Here is a 25970-nt window from a genome sequence, read left to right as displayed (position 1 = left end):
GGCCACGGCCACGGGCACCGGTGCCGGGGCGTCTTGGTCAAGTTGCCCTGATAAGGGGGAAACTGATGGGATAGCCGGATGCCGACCCCCCTCCGGCGTACCATCGCCGCGCTCGCCGTACTGGCCGCGCTGACCGCGACCGGCTGTGCCGGTCGACCCGACCAGGGCACCATCGCGGGCGCGAGCCGTACCACCCCGGCCAGCCCCACGGCCGCCGCGAGCCCCTCCGGCGGTGCGGACCCGGCGACGCGGGCGGCCGAACTGGTCGGCCGGCTGACCGACGAGGACCTGGTCGGCCAGGTCCTGATGCCGTACGCGTACGGCAGCTCGGCCACCAAGGTCACGATCGGTTCGGCGACCGGCAACAAAGCGCTGGCCGGAGTCGAGACCCCGGCCGAGATGATCGCCAAGTACCGGTTGGGTGGCCTCATCCTGGTCGGCTTCTCCGCCGACGACCCGACCGGCAAGAACCAGGTCACCACGAACGTCGACAACGTCGAGCAGGTGCACGGACTGACCGGCGGGCTGCGCGAGGCCGGTGCCAAGCTCCCGGCCGGTGCCGCGCCGCTGCTGATCGGCACCGACCAGGAGTTCGGTGTGGTCACCCGGATCGGCACCGGCGTGACCGTCCTGCCCAGCGCGATGGCGTTCGGGGCGGCCCGGAACCCGGCCCTGACCGAGGCCGCCTGGCGGGCAGCCGGCACCGAGCTCGCCGCCCTCGGGATCAACGTCGACTTCGCCCCCGACGCCGACGTCCTCGGCGCGCACAGCACCGTGATCGGCTCCCGGTCCTTCGGCGACGACCCGAAGAACACCGGCGACCAGGTCGCCGCCGCCGTACGCGGACTCCAGGGGGCGGGCGTCGCGGCGACCCTCAAGCACTTCCCCGGGCACGGCCACACCGCCGCCGACTCCCACGACGACCTGCCGCAGCTCACCCAGGACAGAGCCGCGCTCGACAGCGGCGACCTGCCGCCGTTCACCGCCGGCATCGCCGCCGGCGCCGGGCTGGTCATGTCCGGCCACCTGGACGTACGGGCGATCGACCCGGGCGTGCCGGCCACCTTCTCGCACAAGGTGCTCACCGACCTGCTCCGCGGACAGCTCGGCTTCAAGGGCGTGCTGGTCTCCGACGGGATGAACATGGCACCGGCGATGCGCTACCCGCCGGGCGAGGCAGCCGTCCGGGCGATCAACGCCGGCAACGACCTGCTGCTGATGCCGCCGAACCTGACCCAGGCGTACGACGGGCTGCTGGCCGGCGTACGCGACGGGACCCTGCCCCGGACCCGGCTGGTCGAGGCGGTCACCCGGGTACTCACGCTGAAGTTCAGCCTCGCCGGGAAGCAGATGCCGTCGATGGCGTCGCTGGACACGGCGACGCACCGGGAGGCGGCCCGGAAGGTCGCCAACGCCTCCGTCACCGCACTGCGCGGCACCTGCGCGCAGGCGGCCGTACCCGGACCGATCACCGTCACCGCCGCCAACGGGCGGGAGAAGACCGCCGCCACGCTCACCGAGGCGCTGCGCGCGGCCGGGGCCACCGTGGTCGCCCAGGGCGGCACGATCGTGCACCTGGTCGGGTACGGCGACGGCGCCGCCGACCTCAACGCCGCCGCCGGGGTGACCGTCGCGATGGACACCCCGTACCTGCTCGACACGGCGAAGTCACCGGTGCTGCTGGCGACGTACTCGTCCACCGCCGTGTCGATGGCCGCACTGGCCGACGTACTCGCCGGCAAGGCCCGGCCGACCGGCCACTCGCCGGTGCCGGTGACCGGCCTGCCGCGCAGTTCCTGCACCGCCTGAACGCCGCCGCGGCAGCGGGATGCCGGTCGGTCATCGGCCCGCCGGAATCCCGCTGCTGGTAGCGTTCGGACGTCCGCCGGGTCGACCGGAACGGGGGGTGCGCGGGCCGTGACGCAACCGGGACCGGCACTGTCCGTGGTCGTGCCCATGTTCAACGAGGAAAGCGTGCTGCCGCTGCTGGTCGAGCGGCTCCGCGGCGTCCTCGACGGGCTCGGCGAACCCTACGAGGTGGTCGCCGTCGACGACGGCAGCACCGACGGCACCCACACCGCGCTGACCGGGATCCGGGCCCACTGGCCCCAACTGCGGATCCTGCGGCTGCGCCGCAACAGCGGACACCAGGCGGCCCTCGTCGCCGGGGTGCTGCGGGCCCGGGGCGGGCACGTGGTCAGCCTCGACGCCGACCTCCAGGACCCACCGGAGACCATCGCCGAGATGCTCCGGGTCGCCCGCGCCCGGCAACTCGACATCGTCTACGGCGTACGCGCCGACCGGAGCAGCGACACCGTCTTCAAACGGTGGACGGCCGGGCTCTACTACCGGCTGATGCGGCGACTGGTCGGCAAGCAGGTGCCCGCCCAGGCCGGTGACTTCCGGCTGCTCAGCCGCGCCGCCGTGGAGGCACTGCGGGAGTTGCCCGAACGGACCCCGGTGCTCCGGCTGGTCGTACCCTGGCTCGGGTTTCCCAGCGGCGAGGTGACCTACCTGCGCGACGAACGGGCGGCCGGGCGGACCAAGTACCCGGTGTCCCGGATGGTCGGCCTCGCCGCCGACAGCGTGACCAGCTTCTCCGCCGCCCCGCTGCGCTTCGCCACCTGGCTCGGCCTGGCCGGCGTCGCGGTCTGCACCCTGCTGGTGGTGGTCGCCGTGGTCGCCTACTTCTTCGGCGCGACGGTCAGCGGCTGGCCCTCCCTCTACGTGGCGGTCCTCTTCCTCGGCGCCGTCCAACTGCTCTGTCTCGGCCTGCTGGGGGAGTACGTGGCCCGGATCTACACGGCGGTACAGGCGCGACCGGCGTACTTCGTCGCCACCGACACCGCCGACGGCCCGCCGCCCCCGCCCACCGGCTCGACCGGCACCGCCGCCGACGGTGACGTGGCCGCCCTCGCCGACACGCTGCGTTGACCGCCCTCACCGAGGGCACGCCGGCCCTGCACACCCCGACCACGCGGTCCGGGGCCGCCGTCGACGCCCTGCGCCGGTACGCGCCCGCCACGACCGTCCTCGTCGTCCTCACCGCCGTCCTGCTCGACACCGGCACCCCCGCCGCCGACATCGCCCGCTACACCGCTTACGCCCTGCTGGCCGTCGTCCTGCCCGGCACCCTGGTCTACCGGGCACTGCGCGCCCGAGCACACACCCTGGTCGAGGACCTGGCCGTCGGCGCCGCCGTCGGACTGATCCTCGAACTCGGCGCCTGGGCCGTCCTGACCGGACTCGGCCTCGAACACTGGCTGCGGTACTGGCCCGTCGCGGTGCTGCTGCCGTTCCTCGCCGTACCCCGACTGCGCCGACACTGGCGGGTGCGCGACTACACCCCGGTCCCGACGGGCTGGGCCTGTGCCGTCGCGGCCGTGATCGTCGGCCTCACCGCCTACCTCGCCGAGTCGTTCCTCTACCGCAACCCGATCCTGCCCACCGGCGAGGGCCAGGCGCAGTACATCGACCTGCCGTTCCAGCTCGCCATCGCCGGCGCCGCCACCCACCAGATGCCGCCGGACGTGCCGCAGGTGGCCGGCGAACCACTGCACTACCACTGGTTCGGCTTCGCCCACATGGCGGCGGCCAGCCTGGTCAGCGGGGTCGACCTGCCCACGGTCTTCTTCCGGCTGGCCGTACCGGCGCTCTGCCTGCTCGCGGTGCTGCTGGTCGCGGTCGTCGGCTGGCGGATCACCGGCCGCCCGTACGCGGGCGCGGTGGCGGCGGCACTCATGTTCACCATCGGCGAGTTCGGCTACGAGAACGGGATCCGCCAACTCTTCGGCACCCAGGCCACGTTCATCGTCTGGGGCAGCCCGTCGATGACGTACAGCTGGGTGTTGCTGCTGCCGCTGATAGCGGTCCTGGCCGACCGGATCGGCCCGGCCCGCGACGTCGCCGTGCCACCACTGGGCCGGGGCGCCTGGGTCCTCGCCGCGCTCCTGCTCGCCGCCTCCACCGGCGCCAAGGCCAGTACGGTCCCGGTCGTCGCCGCCGCCCTCGCGCTGACCGCCCTGGTGACCCTGCTGGTACGCCGACGACCGGCCTGGCCGGTGATCGTCGCCGGGCTGCTGACCCTGGCCGCCCAGGGCTTCGCCACCGCGATCCTGTTCGCCTTCGAGAGCCACGGCGTCACCGTCGACCCCTTCTCCGGCCTGCGGCCCTTCGTCGGCACCGTCGACCGCCCGGCCGGCGCCACCGCCCTGCTCTGGGTCGCCGTCGTGCTCGCCTTCCTGGTCAACCTGCACCTGCGCCTGGCCGGCATCGTCGCGCTGATCCGCCACCGCCGGTTCCGGCTCGAACCGGTGCAGGTGTTCCTGCTCGGCGGCGCCCTCGCCGGCCCGGCGATCTACCTGCTCGTCGGCCACCCCGGCAGCAGCAACCAGTACTTCGTCCGGGCCGGTTTCGCGTTCGGTGTGATCGCCTCCGCCTGGGGCTACGCCGAACTACTGGAACGGGCCCGGCTGTCGCGGCGCAGCCGGATCCTGCTCGCCGTCGGCGCGGCCGGGCTCGGGCTCGTCCTGAGCCTGATCCAACTCGGCTACCCGGCGCAGGTGTACTCCGTGCCCACCTGGGATCCGCTCCGGCCGCTGTTCTGGTGGGCGGCGGCGCTCGCCGGGCTCGCCGTACTCGGGCTGCTGCTCTGGCCGGCACTGGCCGGACGCTGGCCCCGGTTGCGGGGGCGGGGAGCGGCGATCCTGCTCACCGGCGTGCTGGTCGCCGGGGCACCGGGACTGGTGCTCGACGCGGCGGCAGGACGTCAGTACCCCAACGGCGGCGCGTACGCGGTGGTGCCGATGCCGGCGTCGCGGGTGGCCGCCGCCCGCTTCGTGTACGAGCACAGCGACCCGGACGACGTCGTCGCCACCAACGTCCACTGCCGGGCCATGGTCAACGGCTACTGTGACGCGCGCTCGTTCTGGCTGAGCGCCTACACCGAGCGCTCGGTGCTGGTCGAGGGGTGGTCGTTCGCGCCCCGGATGGTCGGACTGCCCGGCGGCCCGTACGCCCCGTTCTGGGATCCGGAGCGGTTGCGGGCCAACGACGAGGCGTTCACCGCCCCCACCCCGGACGGCCTGGCAACTCTCCGCACCCGCTACAACGTCCGCTGGCTGGTCGTCGACCGCACCGTCGGCGAAGAGTCCCCCGACCTGGCCGCCCTCTCCACCCCCCGCTTCGACAACGGCACCCTGGCCGTCTACGAACTCCCCTAACGCCCCGCCCCCCCCGCCCCCCGCCCCCCGCCCCCGTTCCGTGCCCGGGGATGAGGCGCCACTCTTTCACTGAATGAGTGGTAATTCCGCGCCGGATTACCACTCATTCTCTGTATTAGTGGTGATCAAGGGGGAGAGGGGAGGGGGGAGGGGAGGGACGGAGTTAGGGGCGGTGGGCGCGGAGCATGAGGGAGACGCCGGGGAGGGACTTGACCGGTAGGTAGCGTTCGGCGGTGATGACCGCGCGGAGGCCGAGGTTGATCACGCCGGGCAGGTCGTCGAGGTCGCTGCCGGTGGACTTGCGGCGGCGCCAGGCGGCCACCGGGCGGAGCACCACGTTCCAGGACCAGAGTTCGTCGACCACCAGGCCGGCCCGCTCCAGCACGGAGACCAGCGAGGTCCGGTCGTAACGGCGTACGTGACCAACCGCCACGTCGTGCGCCGACCACAGTCGCATGTCGCACGGTACGGCGATCAGCGCGGTCCCGCCCGGCCGCAGCGTACGCCGGATCTCCGCCGCCGCGAGATCGTCCTCGTCGATGTGTTCGAGGATGTCGAAGGCGACCACCAGACCCAGGCTCGCCGACGGCAGTGGCAGGTGTCGGGCATCCGCGCGCAGCACGTGCAGACCGCGCTCGGCAGCCACCTGTGCCCCCTCGGGGCTGTACTCCAGTGCCACCGGCCGCCAGCCGTGCGCCCGCAGCACCCGCGTGTTGCCGCCCCCGGCGGCACCGATGTCCAACGCCCGGTCACCGGCCGGTTCCGGCCCCGTCCCGGCGGGAGCCGCCGATCCATTCACCCCGGGGGGAGCCGCCGATCCATTCACCCCGGGGGGAGCCGCCGATCCATTCACCCCGGCGGGAGCCGCCGATCCATTCACCCCGGCCGGAGCCGCCGCTCCATTCGCTCGGGCGGGAGCCGCCGGTCCGCCCGCCCCGGACGGGTGCGGGCCCTGGCCGGCGGCGGCGAGCCGGCGCAGCGAGCGGGCCAGGAGGGCCCGCCGCTCCCGGTACCACCAGTGGGTGTCCTCCAGGGCGGCCAGCTTGCGGATCTCGGTCGCTTCCACGGGGATTCACCCTAGGCCACCGGAGTTCGGAGAAAGCCACAGGAGTAGGCCGCCGGCCTACGGAGAACGGCACAGGAGTAGGGACAAAGAGGAGCACGGCGAAGGGGCCCCGGAGGTACCGGAGCCCCTTGACGTACCGGGAGAAACTACAGCGGGATGTTGCCGTGGGCGCCGCGTGCGGCCGGGGCTCCGGCCAGCGCCTCGGCGATCCGGCGCCGGGTCGAGCCCGGCTCGATCACGTCGTCGACCACGCCGATCTCCAGCGCCCGGTTCACCCCACCGGCGGTCTTGGTCTGCTCCTCGATCAGCCGGGCCCGCATCGCCTCACGCTCGGCGGCCGGGGTGGCGGCGATCTTCTTGCGGTGCAGGATGTTGACCGCCGCCGACGCGCCCATCACGGCGACCTCGGCGTTCGGCCAGGCGAAGACCGCGGTGGCGCCGAGCGATCGGGAGTTCATCGCGATGTACGCGCCGCCGTACGCCTTGCGGGTCACCAGGGTCACCCGGGGCACGACCGCCTCGGCGAAGGCGTGCAGCAGCTTGGCGCCGCGGCGTACCACGCCGTCCCACTCCTGGCCCAGACCGGGCAGGTAGCCAGGCACGTCGACCAGCACGATCAGCGGTACGCCGAGCGCGTCGCACATGCGCACGAACCGGGCCGCCTTCTCGGCGCTGGACGCGTCCAGGCAGCCGCCCAGCCGCAGCGGGTTGTTCGCGATCACGCCGACGGTACGGCCGGCGAACCGACCGAGCACGGTCACCACGTTCGGCGCCCACTTGGCGTGCAACTCCACCCCGGCGGCGTCGAGCAGCGCCTTCACCACCGGCTTGACGTCGTACGCCCGGTTCGGCTCGGAGGGCATCAGCGCGGCCAGGTCGTGGCCCGCCTCGGCGGTGGCCGGGATGTCGGCCGGGCTCAGCCGTCCCTGGTGACCCAGGAGCGCGGCCAGCTTGCGGGCCTCGACCAGGGCCGACTCGTCGTCCTTCGTGGTCACGTGCACCACGCCGGAGCGGCGGCCGTGCGGCTCGGGGCCGCCGAGGCGCTCCATGTCGACCTGCTCGCCGGTGACGCTGCGGACCACCTCCGGCCCGGTCACGAAGATCCGGCCAGCGCCGCTCATCACCACGATGTCGGTCAGCGCCGGTCCGTAGGCGGCACCGCCGGCCGCCGGGCCGAGCACCACCGAGATCTGCGGCACCTGCCCGGAGGCGCGCACCATGGCGGCGAAGACCTGGCCGACCGCGTCGAGTGCGACCACGCCCTCGGCCAGCCGGGCGCCGCCGGAGTGCCAGAGGCCGAGTACCGGCACCCGTTCCCGTACGGCGGTGTCGATCGCGTCGACGATGTGTTGGCACCCGACGGTGCCCATCGCGCCGCCCATCCGGGTCGCGTCGGTGGCGTACGCGACGGCGGGGGTGCCGTCGATCTCGCCCCGGGCCCAGAGCACGCCCGAGTCGTCGCGCGGCACCAGCAGGCGCAGCGAGCCGGCGTCGAACAGGGCCCGCAGCCGCAACTCGGGGTCGCGGTGGTCGACGGTCGAGGAGTCAGCGCTGACAGAAGTGGTGGTCACGTACGCCTCCAATCACACCCCGGCCGGGTACGCGGGCGTACCCGACCGGAGCAGGCAGTTGGTCTCAGGCCCGCGTGAAGATGAGAGCCACGTTATGCCCGCCGAAGCCGAACGAGTTGTTCAGAGCTGCGGGGATGTCCAGATGACGCGCCTTGTGGGCGACCACGTCGAGCAGGCCGTCCTCCGGGTCGTCGAGATTGATCGTCGGCGGGACGATCGAGTCCCGGATGGACAGGATGGTCGCGATCGACTCGACCGCGCCCGCCGCGCCGAGCAGGTGCCCGATCAGCGACTTGGTGGCGGTGAGCACCGGGTGGTCGCCGAGGGCGGCGCGCAGACCGGCCACCTCCAGCATGTCGCCCACCGGGGTGGAGGTGGCGTGCGCGTTGACGTGCACGATGTCCGACCGGTCGAGGTCCGCGTCGGCCAGCGCGAACCGGATCGCCCGCTTGAAGCCGGCGCCCTCCGGGTGCGGCTGGACGATGTCGTACCCGTCGGAGGTGATCCCGGCACCGGCGAGCCGGGCGTAGACCCGCGCGCCGCGAGCGGCGGCGTGGTCGGCCCGTTCGAGGACGAGCACACCGGCACCCTCACCGAGGACGAACCCGTCCCGGCCCTTGTCCCAGGGGCGGGACGCGGTCAGCGGGTCGTCGTTGCGGATCGACATGGCCCGCGCCGAGGCGAACCCGGCGATCGGCAGCGGGTGGATGACCGCCTCGGTGCCACCGGCGACGACCACGTCGGCGCGACCCGACCTGATCATGTCCAGTCCGAGGGCGATCGCCTCCGCGCCGGTCGCGCAGGCGCTGGCGACCGAGTGCACGCCCGCCTGGGCACCGAGTTCGAGCCCGACCCAGGCGGCCGGTCCGTTCGGCATCAGCATCGGGACGGTGTGCGGGGAGACCCGCCGCGGTCCCTTCTCCTCCAGGATGTCGTCCTGGGCGAGCAGGGTCTGTGCGCCGCCGATGCCGGTGCCGACACTGACCCCGAGCCGCTCCGGGTTCAGGCCGGAGTCGGCCAGCCCGGAGTCGGCCCAGGCCTCGTGGGCGGCGATCAGGGCGATCGCCTCGGACCGGTCGAGCCGGCGCAGCTTGACCCGGTCCAGTACCTCGGACGGGTCGACCGCCAGCTCGGCGGCGATCCGGACCGGCAGTTGCGCGGCCCACTCCTGGGTGAGCGGTCCCACCCCGGAGCGGCCGGCGAGCATGGCGTCCCAGGTCGACGCGACGTCCCCGCCGAGCGGGGTCGTCGCGCCGAGCCCGGTGACGACGACGTCGGGGCGAGTCATGATCAGGACTGCGCCTCAATGTAGGCGACGGCGTCGCCCACGGTCTTGAGGTTCTGTACCTCGTTGTCGGGGATCTTCACGCCGAACTTCTCCTCGGCCGCGACGACGACCTCGACCATGGAGAGCGAGTCGACGTCAAGGTCGTCGGTGAACGACTTCTCCTCGGCGACGTCGTCCGGGTTCACGCCGGCAACCTCTTCGAGGATCTCGGCGAGGCCGGCGGTGATCTCGTCACGGGTCGTCATGGTGCTGGTTTCCTCTCGATAAGTGGATCTGCGCTGGCGGACGATACCGCCTGCACCGGACCGCGCGTGCCGGCCGGTGGGGTCTGCCGGTCCGCCGGGGTGGCGTACCGGGGGAGGGGGTGCTCAGGGGCAGCGGACGACCTGGCCGGCGTAGGTGAGACCGCCGCCGAAGCCGAAGAGCAGGACCGGGGCGCCCTTGGTGATCGCCCGCTGCTCGACCAGCTTGGACAGGGCCAGGGGCACGCTCGCCGCCGACGTGTTGCCGGACTCGATGATGTCGCGGGCGATCACCGCGTTGGGCATGCCGAGCCGCTTGGCGATCCCCTCGATGATCCGCAGGTTCGCCTGGTGCGGCACGAACGCGGCGATCTCCTCCGGGGCCACCCCGGCCCGCTCGCAGGCCTGGAGGGCGAGCGGGGCGAGCGCGGTGGTCGCCCAGCGGAAGACCGTCTGGCCCTCCTGCTGGATGTACGGGCGCCAGCCCTCGATCCGTACGGCGTCGCTCTTCTCCGGCACCGAGCCCCAGACGACCGGGCCGATGCCCGGGGTGTCGCCGTCGTCCTCGGCGCTGACCACCGCGGCGCCGGCCCCGTCACCGAAGATGATGCAGGTCGAGCGGTCGGTCCAGTCGGTGAAGTCGGAGAGCTTCTCGGCGCCGATGACCAGGGCGTTGCGGGCCGCTCCGGCGCGCAGCGCGTGGTCGGCGGTGCCGAGGGCGTAGGAGAAGCCGGAGCAGGCGGTGTTGAGGTCGAACGCGGCCGGGGCGTCGATGCCGAGCTTGGCGGCGACCCGGCAGGCGACGTTCGGGCTGCGGTCGACCGAGGAGCAGGTGGCGACGACGACCATGTCGATGTCGGCGGCGGTGAGCCCGGACTTGGCCAGCGCGGTGTCGGCCGCGGCGGTGGCCATGTCGCTGACGGTCTCGCTGTCGGCGATCCGGCGGGTGACGATGCCGACCCGGTCCCGGATCCACTCGTCGTTGGTGTCGACGATCTTGGCCAGGTCGTCGTTCGTGAGGACCCGGGATGGCTGGTAATGCCCCATGGCGACGATGCGACTCATGAGAGGTGTCCTCCGATGCGGGCGAGGGGTTGGCCCGGGGCGACCGGGTCGTCGGGTGAGGCCAGCCACTCGGTGAGCACGCCGGAACAGTGCGCTGCCACCTCGCTCGGCCCCTGTCGGGTGGTGACGTGGCCGATGGACTGCCCGGACTTGACCGTGTCGCCCTCGTTGAGGTCGACGGCGGGTACGAACGTACCCGCGATCGGTGCGACCACCACCCGGAACTGCATGGTGGGTTCGTGACTGGGGGCCATCCCGTGCCGCGCGATCAGGTCGCGGGCGGCGGGCAGGTCGTCCGGGGTGTTGAGGGTGACGATCTCCGGCACCCCGGTCGCCTTGAGTTCGCGCTTGACCAGACCGGCGAGAGTGCCGGCCGGCGGGAGTTCGATCACGCCGGTGACGCCGAGGTCGGCCAGGGTGGCCATGCAGAGGTCCCAGCGGACCGGGGCGGTCACCTGCCGGACCAGCCGCTGGAGCATCTCCCGGCCGTGGTTGACGGCGGCGCCGTCGAGGTTGGACAGGAGCAGCCGGGCCGGGTCGGTCGGCACGATGCCGGCGGCGATGCCGGCGAGGGCCTGCTCGGCCGGGGCCATGTACGGGCTGTGGAAGGCACCGGCCACCTGGAGCAGGCGTACCCGGGCACCGGCCGGCGGGTCGGCGGCGAGCTTCTCCAGCCGGTCGACGGCCCCGGCGGCGACGATCTGGCCGGCTCCGTTGTAGTTGGCCGGGTGCAGGCCGTGGGCCTCGATCGCGGCGGTCACCTGCTCCGGGTCGCCGCCGAGTACGGCGGCCATGCCGGTCGGTTCGAGCGCGCAGGCGGCGGCCATCTCCCGGCCGCGTACGCCGGCCAGGGTGATGGCGGCCTCGGCGGGCAGTACGCCGGCCAGGGCGGCGGCACCCAGTTCACCGACGCTGTGGCCGGCGGTGAGGCTGACGTCGTACATCGGGAGGTGTTCGGCGGCGAGCAGTGCGGCGGCGACCAGCAGCGGCTGGGTGCGCGCGGTGTCCTTGATCTCGTCCGCGTCGGCGGCGGTGCCGAGGTGGACGAGGTCCACTCCGGCGAGTGCGGACCACCAGCGCAGTCGCGCCTCGGTGCCGGTCAGGTCGAGCCACGGAGTGAGGAAGCCGGGCTTCTGTGAGCCCTGGCCAGGCGAGAGTACGGCGAGCACGCCTATGACTCTGCTGGATACTGGTCGGTCACGTGCTTGCCGCAACTCACCAAACCACACTACGACCTTTGTAGGGTTCCTACAATGATCGGCAGTGGTGATTCGGGTTATGAGCCCTTTGTCGTGAACGACCGTTCATGTCCGGGTGCGTTCGGCCCCGGTGCGGCCGGGTCCAACCGGCCGATCGTCAGTGCCATCCGCAACGCGAACGCGTCCCGTGGGGTCAGTGGCGAGAACCCGGTCACGTCGGCGATCCGGCGCAGACGGTAACGCACCGTGTTCGGATGGACGAACAGTGCCCGCGCCGCGCTCTCCAACACCCCACCGGCGGCGAAGAACGCGTCCATCGTCTCCAGCAGCTCACCGCCGGCCCGCACCAGCGGCGCGTAGACGTCCTGCCGCAGCCCGCGCCGGGCCTCCGAGTCGCCGGCCAGGGCCCGCTCCGGCAGCAGGTCGCTCGCGGCCACCGGGCGCGGCGCACCGGGCCACGCCGGAGCCGCCCGGAACCCGGACAGCGCGGCCCGCGCCGAGTCGGTCGCCTCGTCCAGGCTCGGCACGGCCGGACCGACCACCACCGGGCCGTCGCCGAAACCGCCGAGCAGTCGCCCGGTCGCGGCCAGCGGGTCCACCGCCCCGCCGAGCACCAGCACCAGCCGGTCCCCGTGCACACCGCCGATCGTCTCCACCCCGATCCGCCGGGCGGCCCGGTAGAGGGTGTGCAGCACCGCGGCCACCTCGCCACCGGGGGAGCGACCCACCGCGACCGCCACCGGCGGGGCGTCCGCCCAGCCGAGCGCGGCGGCCCGACTGGCCAGCACATCGGAGGAGTCGCCGCGCAGCAGGGCGTCCACCAGCAGGGCCTGCAACCGGGCGTCCCAGGAGCCGCGCGTCTCGGCGGCCCGCGCGTACACCCGGGCGGCGGCGAACGCGATCTCGCGGGAGAACTTCAGCACCACCTCGCGGAGCAGTTGCTCCTCGCCGGGCGCGGCCAGCTCCGGCACCTGCTCCTCGACCACGTCGATGGTCACCTTGATCAGGGCGACGGTCTGTTGCAGGCTGATCGACCGGGCCAGCGCCCGGGGCGCCGAGGCGAACACCTCGTCGGAGACCTCCTGCGGGTTCTCCCGCGCCCCACCGCCGTGGCGCAGCCACTCGACCAGGGAACTGACGCCGGACTGCGCGACCAGCATGACCCAGGCCCGCTGCTCGGCCGGCAGCCCCCGGAACCAGGGCAGCGTCTCGTCCATCCGGGCCATGCTGGCGGTGGCCAGGGTGCCCGCCGCGCGTTCGATCCGGCGCAGGGTGGCGGCCAGCTCCCCACCATCCGCCTCGGCCACCACCCCGTCACCCTGTCACGCCGGCTCGTGCGCCACCCGTCCGGGTCGGTCCGGGCGTGCCATCATGCTGGGATGATCGCCCGCCCGCCGATCGCGCTGCCGTTGCTCGCGCTGGTCGCCTTCCTGACCCTGTTCGGACTGGTGGTCGGTGGCTGGGCGCCGCTGGACGGCTTCGACGCCGCGGTCAGCGAGGCCTTCCGGGGGTACGGCGACCAGCGCCCCGCCCTGGTCGAGGTGCTGCGGCTGGCCACCGACGTGGCCGCCACGATCCCGTTCCTGGTCGTCGGTGCGGTGGCGACGGCCGCCCTGCTGGCCCGGGGCGAGCGCCGGTTCGCCGCCTGCTGTGCCACGGTCACCGTGCTGGTGCCGGTGCTGTGGAGCCTGATGCACCTGTGGGTGCACCACCCCCGCCCGGTGGACGGCTTCGTGGTGGTGCACAGCAACGGCTTCCCCAGCGGGCACACCAGCAACGCCAGCGCGGCGGCGCTGCTGGCCGTACTCCTGCTCTGGCCCCGGCTGGCCCGGACCGGGCGGGTCGTCGCGGTCTCGCTCGCGGCGGCCTTCGCGATCTTCATCGGACTGACCCGGCTGGCGTTGCTGGCCCACTGGCCGGCCGACGTGCTCGGAGGCTGGCTGCTCGCGCTCGCCGTGGTCCCCCCGGTGCTGTACGCCGTGGACCGGGTCGTGCCGCGCCGGCCCGTTCCGGTGCTCGCCGCGAACCGGCCGCCCCGCTGACCGGACGGGATGTCGTTGACCGGCCCCGGATCCGGCCGCCCCGCCGGGGTCGACTCTTCGTGATCATCAGATGTCCCTCCGTCGATTGACGGAGCCGGGGGCCGCACGCGTCAACGATTCGTCGGATGGCAACGGACCGATGGTGTGGTGGGATCGACGGATGGCCGTACAGCGTCGTACGAGCGGTCAGCGCGAGGTTCTGCCGAGCCGGGGGTCGACGCGCGGCCGGGACCGCTCCGCAGCGCCATCCCGATCTTCAGCCACGGCGGCGTGAGACCCGTCAACCTGGGCCAGTACGGTGAGAGTGCCTGGTACGGCATGCCACAGTCCCGCGATGGTCACCACCACCGATGAGCTGGGCCGTCCCGGGGGATCGCCCACACGGCGACGGTGACAAGAGCAAGAGGAGGCCGGATGGCGCACGGGGAGGCCGAGCACGGCTGCGCCCGCGGCGAGCAGCCGCTGTTCCGGGGTGACCAGGACGAGCAGTCGACGTCCTTCACGGGTAAGCCGATGCGTTGGGTCTGCGGCGCGGTGCCGGCCGGGGCCGAGGTGGCTCCCGGTGCGACCGGCTCCGGCGCGACCGGGGTGGGCCCGGCGTTGACCGGCTCGACCGGCGCGGGTCCCATCGGCACCGGCGCGACCGGCGTGGGAGCGGTGGGCCCGGGCGCGACCGGCGCGGGACCGATCGGTGCCGGCTCGGGTCTGGCCGGCGGGGTCGGCATCGGCTCGGGCGGTACGCCGACCCCGGAGCCGCTGGCCGACGAGGGTGCGGTCGAGGTGGTGGTCGGTGCCCTGGTGCCCCGGCAGCGCACCGCCGAGCCGATCGGGACCTCCGGCACGCTGGGTCCCACCACCGCCGACGTCGACCCGGCGGATCCGGCCGACCAGGTCGGTGGCGACCTGCAACGGGCACCGTCCTGCCAGCCAGACCTGCCCGGTTGGGCCGGTGGGCACCGGCACGGCGCGGTCCGGCCACGGGTGCGCGGAGACCGGCGCCAGCGCCCACCGGACCGGTGGTGCTGAGCGGCCCTGACGGGTACCGGTGGGGTGCCGAGGGGCCCTAGCGGGTGCGGCGGCGGACGAGCAGCGCGATGCCGGCCAGGCAGATCGTGATCGCGACCACCACCGCGCCGTTGAGCAGCAGCAGGCCACGCAGGTCGGTGAGCATCCGGCCCAGGTCCTTGCCCGGGGTCAGCGAGTCCTCCCGGATCACCCGCTCGCCGCCGCCGATGCCGCCATTGACCACATTGGTCTGTGCCGGCAGCGGCACCCCGGCGGCCTGCAACGTCTCGGACATCGAGAGCCGGCCGAAGAACCAGGCCGGGGCGACCGTGCTGCCGTCCGGCTGCTTCGCCGGCCGGAACGCCCGGGGCCCGCCCTTGGCGAGCGGGTAGAGCTCGTAGCCCTGCTTCGGTGCGTCGTTGATCAGCACCGTCACGATGAACTTCGGACCGAGGTCGACGGCGGCCGGGGAACTGGTCTGCCCGCTGCCCCGCAACCAGCCGACCTGGTCGAGCACGGCGGCGAAGATCTCCTGGTCGCCCTCGGCGCGGATGATCAGCGGGGCGGCGACGCCGTCACCGGTGATGGTGACCGAGTTCGGTGCGGGAGGCGGTGCGGCCGACGCGGGTGCGGCCAGGCCGAGCCAGGAGCCCACCGTGATCAGCAGTGCGACGACGATGGTGAGTCGGTGTCTCTGCCCTCGGATCATCGCTGACCTCCTCGCCCCGTTCGATGGATGGCCTTGATGCAGGTCACGCACTGGGTTGTTCGGAGTGCGGTCTGCTGCCGGGGCAGGTTCGTCGCGCTCACTACACAGACTCCGCAGAACGCCGCTCGGTTGCACCTGTTCGAGCAGTATTTGGAACTATCTGCGATCTAGGGTCGACTTAGTGACGAGCCGTTGATCGGTGGCCGAATCGTATCTTCGCGGAGGACTCCATGGGGGGCAAATTCACCCGGGCGACGGGCCTGCTACTGGCCGCCATCGCCGGTGCTGCCTGCGTACTTCTGACGGCCGGACCGGCCGCCGCGCACAACTCGCTGACCAGCAGCGATCCGAAGGACGGGGCGAGCCTGGACCGGGCACCGGGCCAGGTGACCCTGACCTTCCTGGCCCGACTCGACCCGCGGGCCACGAAAATCACCCTGACCGGGCCGGATAACGTTTCGGCCGCAAGTGCCGAACCGACCTTCGCCGGATCCAGGGTGACGGTCGGCTTCCGGCCCGGACCGGCCGGTCTCTACACCGTCGGGTACGAGCTTCCGTCCAGTGACGGGCACCCGATCAAGGGCCGGATCCGGTTCACCCTCACCGTCGGCGCGACCCCGAGCGCCGCACCCACCCCGTCCGCGTCACCAACGCCGTCCCAGCCGACACCGGCCCCGTCCACGGCGGGACCGGACCTCAGCCCGCTCGCCGGCACCGGTCAGGACGAGCAGGGCGAATCGGCCTGGTGGCCGTGGGCCCTCGGCGGCGCCGTCCTGCTGGTCGCCGTACTGACCGGCGCCATCCTGCTCCGCCGCCGCCCCCGCACCACCTGACCCACCACTGAAGCAGCACAGGGGTGGGGCCCGCCGTGACCGGCCAGGGGATCAAGCCTGTCGACCCTCGCCGGGCACGGCGGGCCCCACCCCCACCAAGAATCAGGGTAGACGAACCCGAGCCGCCCGCAGCCGAGCGAGCGTACGCTCACGCCCCAGCACGACCAGCGACTCGAACAGCGGCAACCCGACCGTACGACCGGTGACCGCGACCCGTACCGGTGCCTGGGTCTTGCCGAGCTTGAGCCCGCGTTCCGCGCCGACCTGCTCCAGGCTCGCCTTGAGCGGCTCGGTGTCCCACGTCTCCAGCGCCTCGAAGGCGACGATCGCGGCGTCGAGCAGGTCGGCCGCGCCCTCCTTCATCGTCTTGGCCCAGGCCGCCTCGTCGATCAGCGGGCTGGACAGGAAGAGGAAGTCGACGTTCGGCACGATCTCGCTCATGACCGCGATCCGGGTCTGGGCCAGCTCCGCGACGGCCGCGAACGCGGCCGGGTCGAACTCCTCGGGCTGCCACGGCGGCGGGGCGATCGTGTCGGTGCCGGTCAGCCACGGCTGGCAGGCGGCGATGAACTCGTCCACCGGCAGGGCCCGGATGTAGTCGCCGTTGAAGGCGCGCAGCTTCTTCTCGTCGAAGAAGGCCGGCGACGGGTTGACCTCTTCCAGCCGGAACTCCGACTCGATCACCGACCACGGCACGATCTCCCGGTCGCCGGACGGCGCCCAGCCGAGCAGCATCAGGTAGTTGCGCATCGCCGAGGCCAGGTAGCCCTCGTCCTTGTACGCCTCCAGCGCCACCTTGTCGCGCCGCTTGGAGAGCTTCTGCCGCTTCTCGTTGACCACCACCGGCACGTGTGCCCAGACCGGCGGCTTGACCCCGAGCGCCTCCCAGAGCAGTTGCTGCTTGGGGGTGTTCGGCAGGTGCTCCTCGGCCCGGATGACGTGACTGATCTCCATGATCATGTCGTCCACGACGTTGGCCAGCAGGAAGACCGGCGAACCGTCGCCCCGGGCGATCACGAAGTCCTCGATCAGCTTGTTCTCGAACGTCGGCTCGCCCCGGATCAGGTCGACCACCACGGTCTCGCCCTCGTCCGGCGTACGGAAGCGCAGCGCGTGACCCTCGCCCGGTCCCAGGCCGAGGTCGCGGTGGTAACCGTCGTACCCCTGGTACTGCGAACCGGTGCGGGCCTGGACCGCCTCGCGGGTGCAGTCGCAGTAGTAGGCGCGGCCGGCGTCGTAGAGCCTGGCGGCGGCGGCCCGGTGCTGCTCGGCGTTGGCCGACTGGAAGTACGGGCCCTCGTAGCTGCCGCGTTCGATGCCGATCCAGTCCAGCGCGGAGAGGATGCCCTCGGTCCACTCGGGCTTGTTCCGGGCGGCGTCGGTGTCCTCGACCCGGAGGACGAACACACCGCCCTGCTGCCGGGCGTAGATCCAGTTCTGGAGGGCCGAGCGGGCACCGCCGACGTGGAACATGCCGGTCGGGGAGGGGGCGAAGCGTACGCGAACAGTCACGAGCCAAGCCTACGGGCGGACCCGTACGCCCCCGCCACCAGGTTTGCGAACCGCCCGATTATCGTCGCCTGCGGCCGTGACACCGCTGATCAGCGGCGACGACGCAGGACGGGAGAGGCGCGGATGGACCGGTTGGCTGCCGTACGCCGGATTCACCCGCTGCGGCGGCTGGACTGGTCGGCGTGGCTCGCGCTGGGTCTGTTCGCCCTCGGGCTGCTGCTGCTCGCCACCGGGCTGGTGCCGGCGGCCGACGCCGGTGCCACCCTGCGCCGGATCGCCCCGATCCTGGTTTTCCTCTTCGCGGTGCTGATCCTGGCCGAGCTGGCCGCGCGGGCCGAGTTCTTCGACGTGCTGGCGGCCCGGATGGCGATCGTCGCCGGGGGCAGCTATCCGGCGCTGTTCGGGCTGAGCGTGGCGCTGGCCGCGCTGACCACCATGATCCTCAACCTGGACACCACCGCCGTCCTGCTCACCCCGGTGATGCTGGCGGTCGCGGCCCGCGCCGGCATCGCGGCGCTGCCGCTGGCGATGACCACCATCTGGCTGGCGAACACGGCGAGCCTGCTGCTGCCGGTCTCCAACCTGACCAACCTGCTCGCCGCCGACCGGGTGGGGCTGCCGGTGCTCGGCTTCGCCGAACGGATGGCGCTGCCGCAGCTGGCCGCCCTGGCGGCCACCTCGGTCTGCCTCTGGGTCTGCTACTGGCGGGCGGGGCTGCGACCGGACCGGCGGTACGCGCCGCCACCGCGCCACCGGCCCCGCGACCGGGTGCTGTTCCGGGTCGCGGCGGCCACCTGCGCCCTGTTCGTGGTGGGCATCCTGGTCGGGGTGCCGATCGCGGTGGTGTCGGTGGCCGGCGCGGTGGTGCTGCTGGTGGCGTTCGCGGTCCGGGACCGGGCGCAGGTGCGCTGGGCCCTGGTCCCGTGGCGGCTGCTGGCGCTGGTGAGCGGGATGTTCCTGATCGTGGACGCGGTCGGCCGGCTCGGCCTGTCCCGGCTGCTGACGGCGGTGGTCGGGGCCGATCCGGGAGTGGTCGGGGTGTGGCGTTCGGCCGCCGCCGGTGGCGTACTGGCCAATCTGGTCAACAACCTGCCGGCGTACGTGGCCGCCGAGGCGGTGGTGCCGCTCGGCCACACCGATCAGTTGCTCGGCCTGCTGATCGGCACCAACGCCGGACCACTCGTGCTGCCCTGGGCGTCGCTGGCGACGCTGCTGTGGCTGGAGCGGTGCCGGGCCGCCGGGCTGAGTCCGCACTGGCCGCGTTTCGTGCGTACGGGCGCGTTGACCGCGACCGTCACGGTCGTCGCCGCCGTGACCGTCCTGCTGCTGGAACGCTGACCGTCCTGCTGCTCGAACGCTGACGTTCCCCGCGGTACGGATGCTCCCGCTCACGGCACGGAGCGGATGTTGACCACCAGGATGCTGCCGAGCAGGGTGACGGCGGCGGTGACCGCGTACAGGGTGGGGTAGCCGCCGAGGTGCACCACGATCGGGGCGGAGAGCGCCGGGCCGAGCACCTGCGGTGCGGCGTTCGCGATGTTGATCACGCCGAGGTCCTTGCCCCGGTCGGTGGCGATCGGCAACACCTGGGTGATCAGGGCCGCGTCGACCGCCAGGTAGACGCCGTACCCGGCACCGAGCAGCAGCGCGGCGACCAGGGCGGCCGGCCAGACCGGCCAGGCGGCGAGCAGCAGCGCGGCCACCGCCATGATCACGCCGGCCCAGATGACGAACACCCTGCGCCGGCCGGTGCGGTCCGACAGCCGCCCGGAGACGACGGCGGTGGCCATCATGCCGACCGTGTAGAGCAGGATCATGATCAGCAGGCCGGCTTCCGGGTCACCGTGGCGGACCTTGTCCTGCAAAAAGTAGAGCAGGTAGAGGGTGCCGAGCGCGTTGCCCATCTGGACCAGGAAGCGCGTGCCCCAGGCCCAGGCGAAGTCCGGGTGCCGGCGCGGGCTGACCCACATCCCGGCGAGCAGGTCCCGAAAGCGCAGCGGCGGCCGGTGCGTACGCGGCAGCGGGTCGTCCGGGGTGAGCAGTGCGAACGGCAGCGCCAGCAGCAACAGGGCGACCGCGATCACCAGGTAACCGGCGCGGGTGCCGGTGACCACGGTGGTGACCAGCACCGCCCCGACCACCAGCCCGAGCGCCTGCGGGATGCCGACCCAGCCGGAGACCCCGCCGCGCTGTGCCACCGGCACCCGGTCCGGGATGGCGGCGGTCAACGCCGCGAGCATCGCGTTGAGGGTCAGCTGCGCGGCGACCCAGGCCAGCGCCACCCCGAGGATCGTCCGCTGCTGGGCCAGGAGCAGGAACGACCCGGCGGCGAGCAGCGCGCCGAGCACCGTCCAGATGTGCCGGCGGCCGACCACCCGACCGCCCAGCCGCAGCGACGTACGGTCCGACAGCGCCCCGGCCAGCGGATTCGCCAGTACGGCGGCGAGCGCGCCGAACCCGGTCACCACCGCCAGCATCCCCTCCTTGCCGACCGGTGAGATCGACTCCACCTGCTGGGGCAGCAGGATCTGGATCGGGGTGAAGAACGCCATCCAGACGCCGAGGTTGGCGCCGAAGATCAGCGCGATCCATCCGCGCCGGACCGGCACGGTCGGCTCGGCGAGGGCGGCGGGCAGCGAGGCCGGAATCGGCTGCACGGTGGTCATGCCTGGCCGGCGATGGCGTCGCGGTACCAGGCGTACGAGGTTTTCGGGGTGCGGGTCAGGGTGTCGAAGTCGACGTGCACCAGCCCGAAGCGCTTGGTGAAGCCCTCGGCCCACTCGAAGTTGTCCAACAGCGACCAGACGTAGTAGCCGCGTACGTCCACGCCGTCGGCGATCGCCCGGTGCAGGGCGCGCAGGTGCCCGTCGAGGTACGCCACCCGCTGCGGGTCGTGGCACCGGCCGTCGGCGTCGAGGGTGTCGTCGTACGAGCAGCCGCCCTCGGTGACGTGGATCGGCGGGAGGGCGTCGCCGTACTCGCGGTGCAGTCCGGTGAGCAGTTCGTGCAGCCCGTCGGGGTCGACCGGCCAGCCGAAGCTGGTGGTCGGGTACGCCGCCAGCGGCACCAGGTCGAACGGGAGCGGGTCGGCCGGGTCGGTTGGCGCGCGTACGCCGGTGGGGTTGTAGTAGTTGACGCCGAGCGCGTCGATCGGCGCGGCGATGGTGTCGAGGTCGCCTCCGTGCACGATGGACGGATCGGTGCCGGGGATCTCGGGGTAGCCCCGGCCGAGGATCGGATCGGTGAACAGCCGGTTGTGCAGCGCGTCGTACGCCGCACCGGCGGCCCGGTCGGCGTCGGTGGTGCCCTGGACCCGGACCGGTGAGTAGTTGTTGGTGATGCCGATCGGGGCGGTGGTCAGCGCCCGCAGGGCGGTCACCGCGAGCCCGTGCCCGAGCAGTTGGTGGTGGGCGACCGGGAACGCGTCGAAGAGTTGCTGCCGGCCGGGTGCGTGGACGCCGAGCCCGTAGCCGTAGCTCATGTGGACGAACGGTTCGTTGAGCGTGATCCAGAGGGTGACCCGGTCGCCGAGCCGGCCGGCGACGAGGGCGGCGTAGTCGGCGAACCGGCCGGCGGTGTCGCGGGTCAACCAGCCGCCCTTGTCCTCCAGGTCCTGCGGCAGGTCCCAGTGGAACAGGGTGGCGACCGGGTCGATGCCCCGGTCGAGCAGGCCGTCGACGAGCCGGTCGTAGAAGCCGAGTCCGGCGGGGTTGGCCGGGCCGGTGCCGTCGGGCTGGATCCGGGGCCAGGCGATCGAGAACCGGTACGCCCCGACGCCGAGCCCGGCCAGCAGCCCGATGTCCTCGGGGTAGCGGTGGTAGTGGTCGCAGGCGACGTCGCCGGTGCTGCCGTCGACCACCGCTCCGGGCTGCCGGGTGAAACTGTCCCAGATCGACGGTCGGCGGCCGTCTTCGCTGGTCGCGCCCTCTATCTGGTACGCCGAGGTGGAGACGCCCCAGGTGAATCCGGCGGGAAACTCGGGCAGTGGAGCGCTCATCCACCCCTCCTCGAAACGCGAAAGTTGTTCGGAGAGTAGTCCTTCGGCGTGTCGTTGGATAGGCGTCCGGTTTGGTGCCAATATGCGCATAAGCAATGAATGTTCGTACGATGTCGTCAATGGAGGCAGCTAGAGATGATGCTCATTGAACGCAGCGTGCGGGTGGCGGCAGACATCGACGCGGTGTGGGACGTGGTCCAGCGCGCCGAGCGGCTGCCGGCCTGGCTCGCTGGGGTAAGACAGGCCGAGGTCCTCTCCGGCGAGGGATTCGGCCGACGGCAACGGGTCCGGGTCATCCGGGGACCGGCCGTGGACGCCGAGGTGATCGCCTACCAGGCGCCGACGCTGATCGCCTGGCGTGAGCGGACCGAGGGGTCCGGCGCCCGCGCCGAGGCCCGTACCGAGGTGTACGTCGAACTCGCCCCCGACGGCGACGACGCCACCGCAGTCCGGCTGATCATGGTGCGCTGGCCGGCCGGCCCGATCAGCGGCGCCCTGCTGCGCTGGGGCATGCGCCGGGTCGGCGCCAACCTGGAGGGCTCACTGGAGCGCCTCACCGGCCTCGCCACCGTCAGCTGAGCCCACCAGCACTCCCGCCCACGCGTGCGCCGATCCCGCCCGACCCCGACCCTGCGCAATCCGCTCGACCGGACCCCAGAAACGATCCGGGCCCGTCCGGCTGAGCTGGAGAACCAGCCAGCGGACGGGCCCGCGTGCGTGCGTACCCGGCGACTATCCGATCAGGAGTCGCCGCCGGTCTCGCCGACCGGAGCCGCCGCGATGTCGTTGATCGCGTACTTCGCGGCCGCCTCGGCCGGCACCTCGGCCGGTACTACCCCGCGTAGCGCGAGCTGCCGCAGCGCCGCCACGGTGACCGACTCGGCGTCGACGTGGAAGTGCCGGCGCAGCGCGTGCCGGGTGTCGGACAGACCGAAACCGTCGGTGCCGAGCGAGGTGTAGTCGCCCGGAACCCAACGCGAGATCAGGTCCGGCACGGCCCGCATCCAGTCGCTGACCGCGACCACCGGGCCGGGCGCGTCCGCGAGCTTCTGCGCGATGTACGGCACCCGCTGCTCGCCACCGGGGTTGAGCAGGTTGTGCTCCTCGGCCTGCACCGCGTCCCGGCGCAGCTCGGTCCAAGAGGTGACCGACCAGACGTCGGCGGCCACACCCCAGTCCTGGGCCAGCAACTGCTGTGCCTTCAGGGCCCACTGCATGCCCGTACCGGAGGCCAGCAGGTTGGCCCTCGGCGTCTCGCCGCCGCCGGAGTTCGAGACCGACGGTGCCGGCGCGTAGCGGTAGATGCCCTTGAGCAGCCCCTCCACGTCGACGTCGGCGGGCTCGGCCGGCTGGAGGATCGGCTCGTTGTAGACGGTGAGGTAGTAGAAGATGTTCTCCGGGTCCTCGCCGTACATCCGGTGCAGGCCGTTCTCCAGGATGTGCGCCATCTCGAACGCGAACGCCGGGTCGTACGCGACGACGGCCGGGTTGGTCGCGGCGAGCAGGTGCGAGTGGCCGTCCTCGTGCTGGAGACCCTCACCGTTGAGCGTGGTCCGCCCGGCGGTGGCGCCGAGCACGAAACCGCGCGCCATCTGGTCGGCGGCCGCCCAGAACGCGTCACCGGTGCGCTGGAAGCCGAACATCGAATAGAAGATGTAGAGCGGGATCATCGGCTCGTCGTGGGTGGCGTACGACGAGCCGGCGGCGGTGAACGAGGCCACCGAACCGGCCTCGTTGATCCCCTCGTGCAGGATCTGCCCGCTGGTCGACTCCTTGTACGACAGGAACAGCTCCCGGTCGACCGAGGTGTACTTCTGCCCGTGCGGCGAGTAGATCTTCTGGGTCGGGAAGAGCGAGTCCATACCGAAGGTACGGGCCTCGTCCGGGATGATCGGCACCCACCGCTTGCCGAACTCGCGGTCCTTCATCACGTCCTTGAGCAGCCGGACGAAGGCCATCGTGGTGGCGATCTTCTGCTTGCCCGAGCCCCGCTTGACGTCGGCGAACCGCTCCGGGCCGGGTATCGCCAGCGCCTTGTGCGCGGTCCGGCGCGACGGCAGGTAGCCGCCGAGCTGCTGCCGGCGCTCGCGCAGGTACGCCAGCTCGTCGGACTTCTCACCCGGGTGGAAGTACGGCGGCAGGTACGGGTTGCTCTCCAGCGCGCTGTCCGGGATGTCCAGGTAGAGGCGGTCGCGGAACGACTTCAGGTCGTCCAGCGTCAGCTTCTTCATCTGGTGCGTGGCGTTGCGGCCCTCGAAGTGCGAGCCGAGCGTCCAGCCCTTGATCGTCTTGGCCAGGATCACCGTCGGCTGACCGGTGTGCTCGGTCGCCGCCTTGTAGGCCGCGTACAGCTTGCGGTAGTCGTGCCCGCCCCGCTTGAGGTTCCAGATCTCGTCGTCGCTCATGCCCTCGACGAGCTTGCGGGTACGCGCGTCCCGACCGAAGAAGTGCTCCCGGACGTACGCGCCGGACTCGGCCTTGTACGTCTGGTAGTCGCCGTCCGGCGTGGTGTTCATCAGGTTGACCAGCGCGCCGTCGGTGTCGGCGGCGAGCAGCGGGTCCCACTCCCGACCCCAGACGACCTTGATCACGTTCCACCCGGCGCCCCGGAAGAAGGACTCCAGCTCCTGCATGACCTTGCCGTTACCGCGGACCGGGCCGTCCAGCCGCTGGAGGTTGCAGTTGATCACGAAGGTGAGGTTGTCCAGCTCCTCGCGGGCGGCCACGCCGATCGCGCCGAGCGACTCCGGCTCGTCCATCTCGCCGTCGCCGAGGAACGCCCACACGTGCTGGTCGGACGTGTCCTTGATCCCCCGGTTGTGCAGGTACCGGTTGAACCGGGCCTGGTAGATGGCGTTCATCCCACCGAGCCCCATGGAGACGGTGGGGAACTCCCAGAAGTCCGGCATCAGCCGAGGGTGCGGGTACGACGGCAGGCCGCCACCCGGATGCGACAGCTCCTGCCGGAACCCGTCGAGCTGGTGCTCGGAGAGCCGCCCCTCCAGGTACGCGCGCGCGTACATCCCGGGGGAGCCGTGGCCCTGGTAGAAGATGTGGTCGCCGCCGCCGGGGTGGTTCTTGCCCCGGAAGAAGTGGTTGAAGCCCACCTCGTAGAGCGACGCCGAGCTGGCGTAGGTGGAGATGTGTCCGCCGACACCGATCTCCGGCCGCTGCGCGCGGTGCACGAGCATCGCCGCGTTCCACCGGATGTACGCCCGGATCCGGCGCTCGACGTGCTCGTCGCCGGGGAACCACGGCTCCCGCTCGGGAGGGATGGTGTTGATGTAGTCGGTGGTGGTCAGCGGCGGTACCCCGACCTGGCGCTCTCTCGCGCGCTCCAGCAGACGGAGCATGACATAACGGGCGCGTTTGGCGCCCCGCTCGTCGATGACTCCGTCAAGCGACTCGACCCATTCGCTGGTCTCTTCAGGGTCGATGTCCGGAAGCTGGCTCGGCAGGCCGTCGCTGATTACCGGGCGCTTGCGTTCCGTGGCCACAGGCGTTCCCTCGGTTGTGTGTGGGATTAGTCTCTGGCGCCATCCTGCCCCCTCATGCCCGGTTCCGTCACGCCTAGTGGCCGCAGACGCGACACTCGACACACGTACCGCCCGGTAACTTGGCGGCAACATGTTTGTCAGCTAACCGACGGTGGCGCCGCGATCCGCCCGGTTTACGGGAGGAACGGATCGTTCCCGACCGCTCGGGCAGACTGTCCCCCATGCAGACCGAAGTCATCACTGTCCGGACCGGCTCCCGTCCCGTGGTCCGGGACATCACCCGGGAGGCCCAACGGTTCGTCGACGGTCGGGGCGACGGACTGCTGCACGTGTTCGTACCGCACGCGACCGCCGGGCTGGCGATCGTCGAAACCGGCTCCGGGTCCGACGACGACCTGCTCAGCGCCCTGGACGACCTGCTGCCGACCGACGACCGGTGGCGCCACCGGCACGGCTCGCCCGGCCACGGCAGAGATCACGTGATGCCCGCCTTCGTGCCCCCGTACGCGACCGTGCCGGTGCTCGCCGGGCAGTTGGCCCTCGGCACCTGGCAGTCGATCTGCCTGGTCGACCCGAACGGTGACAACCCCACCCGCCAGGTCCGCTTCAGCTTCCTCCCCGCCTGACCCACCCCCCGCTCCAAATCACTCTCCGCACACCCCCAACTCCGCACACCCGAAGAACCCCGCCCCGCCCCTGCGGGTGCGCGCCCGCACATGTAG

The 25970-nt window shown here is 72.2% G+C and carries 21 protein-coding genes; 9 read left to right on the top strand and 12 right to left on the bottom strand.

Annotated elements, in window-relative coordinates; all coding sequences use genetic code 11:
• The first annotated feature begins 78 nt into the window (after positions 1 to 78).
• The 3 genes from ACZ6QQ_RS17795 (at position 79) to ACZ6QQ_RS17785 (ending at position 5222) form a co-directional block, all read left to right on the top strand.
• Complete coding sequence (locus ACZ6QQ_RS17795) at positions 79 to 1809, top strand: glycoside hydrolase family 3 protein (RefSeq protein ID WP_465877448.1); 1731 nt, start codon at positions 79 to 81, stop codon at positions 1807 to 1809.
• A 108-nt stretch (positions 1810 to 1917) separates the two neighbouring features.
• Entirely contained in the window at positions 1918 to 2934 is a 1017-nt protein-coding gene (locus ACZ6QQ_RS17790) for a glycosyltransferase family 2 protein (RefSeq protein ID WP_465877446.1), read from the top strand.
• Positions 2931 to 5222, top strand: coding sequence for a hypothetical protein (locus ACZ6QQ_RS17785; RefSeq protein WP_465877445.1), 2292 nt, complete (start codon positions 2931 to 2933; stop codon positions 5220 to 5222). Before ACZ6QQ_RS17790 ends, ACZ6QQ_RS17785 begins: the two co-directional genes overlap by 4 nt.
• Before the next feature lie 163 nt (positions 5223 to 5385).
• On the opposite strand, the gene ACZ6QQ_RS17780 is transcribed toward ACZ6QQ_RS17785, so the two are convergent.
• From ACZ6QQ_RS17780 to ACZ6QQ_RS17750, 7 genes are all read right to left on the bottom strand, one after another.
• The gene (locus ACZ6QQ_RS17780; RefSeq protein WP_465877443.1) at positions 5386 to 6288 is read right to left on the bottom strand and encodes a class I SAM-dependent methyltransferase; all 903 of its coding nucleotides are present in this window, start codon (positions 6286 to 6288) and stop codon (positions 5386 to 5388) included.
• 146 nt (positions 6289 to 6434) lie between these two features.
• On the bottom strand, positions 6435 to 7859 hold the full coding sequence (locus ACZ6QQ_RS17775; RefSeq protein WP_465877442.1) for an acyl-CoA carboxylase subunit beta: 1425 nt from the start codon (positions 7857 to 7859) through the stop codon (positions 6435 to 6437).
• 64 nt (positions 7860 to 7923) lie between these two features.
• Positions 7924 to 9147: a beta-ketoacyl-ACP synthase II gene (gene fabF, locus ACZ6QQ_RS17770; protein WP_465877441.1), complete on the bottom strand. Its 1224-nt coding sequence runs from the start codon at positions 9145 to 9147 to the stop codon at positions 7924 to 7926.
• A gap of 2 nt (positions 9148 to 9149) precedes the next feature.
• On the bottom strand, positions 9150 to 9392 hold the full coding sequence (locus ACZ6QQ_RS17765) for an acyl carrier protein (RefSeq protein ID WP_326556500.1): 243 nt from the start codon (positions 9390 to 9392) through the stop codon (positions 9150 to 9152).
• 123 nt (positions 9393 to 9515) lie between these two features.
• Positions 9516 to 10454, bottom strand: coding sequence for a beta-ketoacyl-ACP synthase III (locus ACZ6QQ_RS17760; RefSeq protein ID WP_465877440.1), 939 nt, complete (start codon positions 10452 to 10454; stop codon positions 9516 to 9518).
• A complete protein-coding gene (locus tag ACZ6QQ_RS17755; RefSeq protein WP_465877438.1) occupies positions 10451 to 11623 on the bottom strand; it encodes an acyltransferase domain-containing protein in 1173 nt (390 codons plus the stop codon). The genes ACZ6QQ_RS17760 and ACZ6QQ_RS17755 overlap by 4 nt, the downstream gene beginning before the upstream one ends.
• Before the next feature lie 107 nt (positions 11624 to 11730).
• Positions 11731 to 12960 carry a PucR family transcriptional regulator gene (locus tag ACZ6QQ_RS17750; RefSeq protein WP_465877437.1) on the bottom strand — a complete coding sequence of 410 codons (1230 nt, stop codon included), beginning with the start codon at positions 12958 to 12960 and terminating at the stop codon, positions 11731 to 11733.
• A gap of 72 nt (positions 12961 to 13032) precedes the next feature.
• On the opposite strand from ACZ6QQ_RS17750, the gene ACZ6QQ_RS17745 reads away from it, so the two are divergent.
• Positions 13033 to 13695 carry a phosphatase PAP2 family protein gene (locus tag ACZ6QQ_RS17745; RefSeq protein ID WP_465877436.1) on the top strand — a complete coding sequence of 221 codons (663 nt, stop codon included), beginning with the start codon at positions 13033 to 13035 and terminating at the stop codon, positions 13693 to 13695.
• A gap of 414 nt (positions 13696 to 14109) precedes the next feature.
• The gene (locus ACZ6QQ_RS17740; protein ID WP_465877435.1) at positions 14110 to 14721 is read left to right on the top strand and encodes a hypothetical protein; all 612 of its coding nucleotides are present in this window, start codon (positions 14110 to 14112) and stop codon (positions 14719 to 14721) included.
• 37 nt (positions 14722 to 14758) lie between these two features.
• Here ACZ6QQ_RS17740 and ACZ6QQ_RS17735 read toward each other — a convergent pair whose 3' ends face one another.
• On the bottom strand, positions 14759 to 15409 hold the full coding sequence (locus ACZ6QQ_RS17735) for a hypothetical protein (RefSeq protein WP_465877433.1): 651 nt from the start codon (positions 15407 to 15409) through the stop codon (positions 14759 to 14761).
• A 230-nt stretch (positions 15410 to 15639) separates the two neighbouring features.
• Here ACZ6QQ_RS17735 and ACZ6QQ_RS17730 point away from each other — a divergent pair, with 230 nt between their 5' ends.
• On the top strand, positions 15640 to 16242 hold the full coding sequence (locus tag ACZ6QQ_RS17730) for a copper resistance CopC family protein (RefSeq protein WP_465877432.1): 603 nt from the start codon (positions 15640 to 15642) through the stop codon (positions 16240 to 16242).
• A gap of 102 nt (positions 16243 to 16344) precedes the next feature.
• Here the strand turns inward: ACZ6QQ_RS17730 and gltX are convergent, their stop codons facing one another.
• Positions 16345 to 17754 carry a glutamate--tRNA ligase gene (gltX, locus tag ACZ6QQ_RS17725; RefSeq protein ID WP_465877431.1) on the bottom strand — a complete coding sequence of 470 codons (1410 nt, stop codon included), beginning with the start codon at positions 17752 to 17754 and terminating at the stop codon, positions 16345 to 16347.
• 123 nt (positions 17755 to 17877) lie between these two features.
• On the opposite strand from gltX, the gene ACZ6QQ_RS17720 reads away from it, so the two are divergent.
• Positions 17878 to 19092 carry an ArsB/NhaD family transporter gene (locus ACZ6QQ_RS17720; RefSeq protein ID WP_465877429.1) on the top strand — a complete coding sequence of 405 codons (1215 nt, stop codon included), beginning with the start codon at positions 17878 to 17880 and terminating at the stop codon, positions 19090 to 19092.
• A 50-nt stretch (positions 19093 to 19142) separates the two neighbouring features.
• Here the strand turns inward: ACZ6QQ_RS17720 and ACZ6QQ_RS17715 are convergent, their stop codons facing one another.
• On the bottom strand, positions 19143 to 20420 hold the full coding sequence (locus ACZ6QQ_RS17715; RefSeq protein ID WP_465877428.1) for an MFS transporter: 1278 nt from the start codon (positions 20418 to 20420) through the stop codon (positions 19143 to 19145).
• Complete coding sequence (locus ACZ6QQ_RS17710) at positions 20417 to 21751, bottom strand: GH1 family beta-glucosidase (RefSeq protein WP_465877427.1); 1335 nt, start codon at positions 21749 to 21751, stop codon at positions 20417 to 20419. Before ACZ6QQ_RS17710 ends, ACZ6QQ_RS17715 begins: the two co-directional genes overlap by 4 nt.
• Before the next feature lie 135 nt (positions 21752 to 21886).
• Here ACZ6QQ_RS17710 and ACZ6QQ_RS17705 point away from each other — a divergent pair, with 135 nt between their 5' ends.
• On the top strand, positions 21887 to 22330 hold the full coding sequence (locus ACZ6QQ_RS17705; protein ID WP_465877425.1) for an SRPBCC family protein: 444 nt from the start codon (positions 21887 to 21889) through the stop codon (positions 22328 to 22330).
• Positions 22331 to 22491: 161 nt separating this feature from the next.
• On the opposite strand, the gene aceE is transcribed toward ACZ6QQ_RS17705, so the two are convergent.
• A complete protein-coding gene (gene aceE, locus ACZ6QQ_RS17700; RefSeq protein WP_465877424.1) occupies positions 22492 to 25248 on the bottom strand; it encodes a pyruvate dehydrogenase (acetyl-transferring), homodimeric type in 2757 nt (918 codons plus the stop codon).
• Between the two features lie 221 nt (positions 25249 to 25469).
• Between aceE and ACZ6QQ_RS17695 the strand changes: the two genes are divergently transcribed.
• On the top strand, positions 25470 to 25874 hold the full coding sequence (locus tag ACZ6QQ_RS17695) for a YjbQ family protein (RefSeq protein WP_465877423.1): 405 nt from the start codon (positions 25470 to 25472) through the stop codon (positions 25872 to 25874).
• Positions 25875 to 25970: the final 96 nt, after the last annotated feature.

Source organism: Micromonospora sp. NPDC049529, assembly GCF_055586685.1.
Note: the sequence above shows the minus strand (reverse complement) of the source record. Positions and strands in the feature narration are given on the sequence as shown.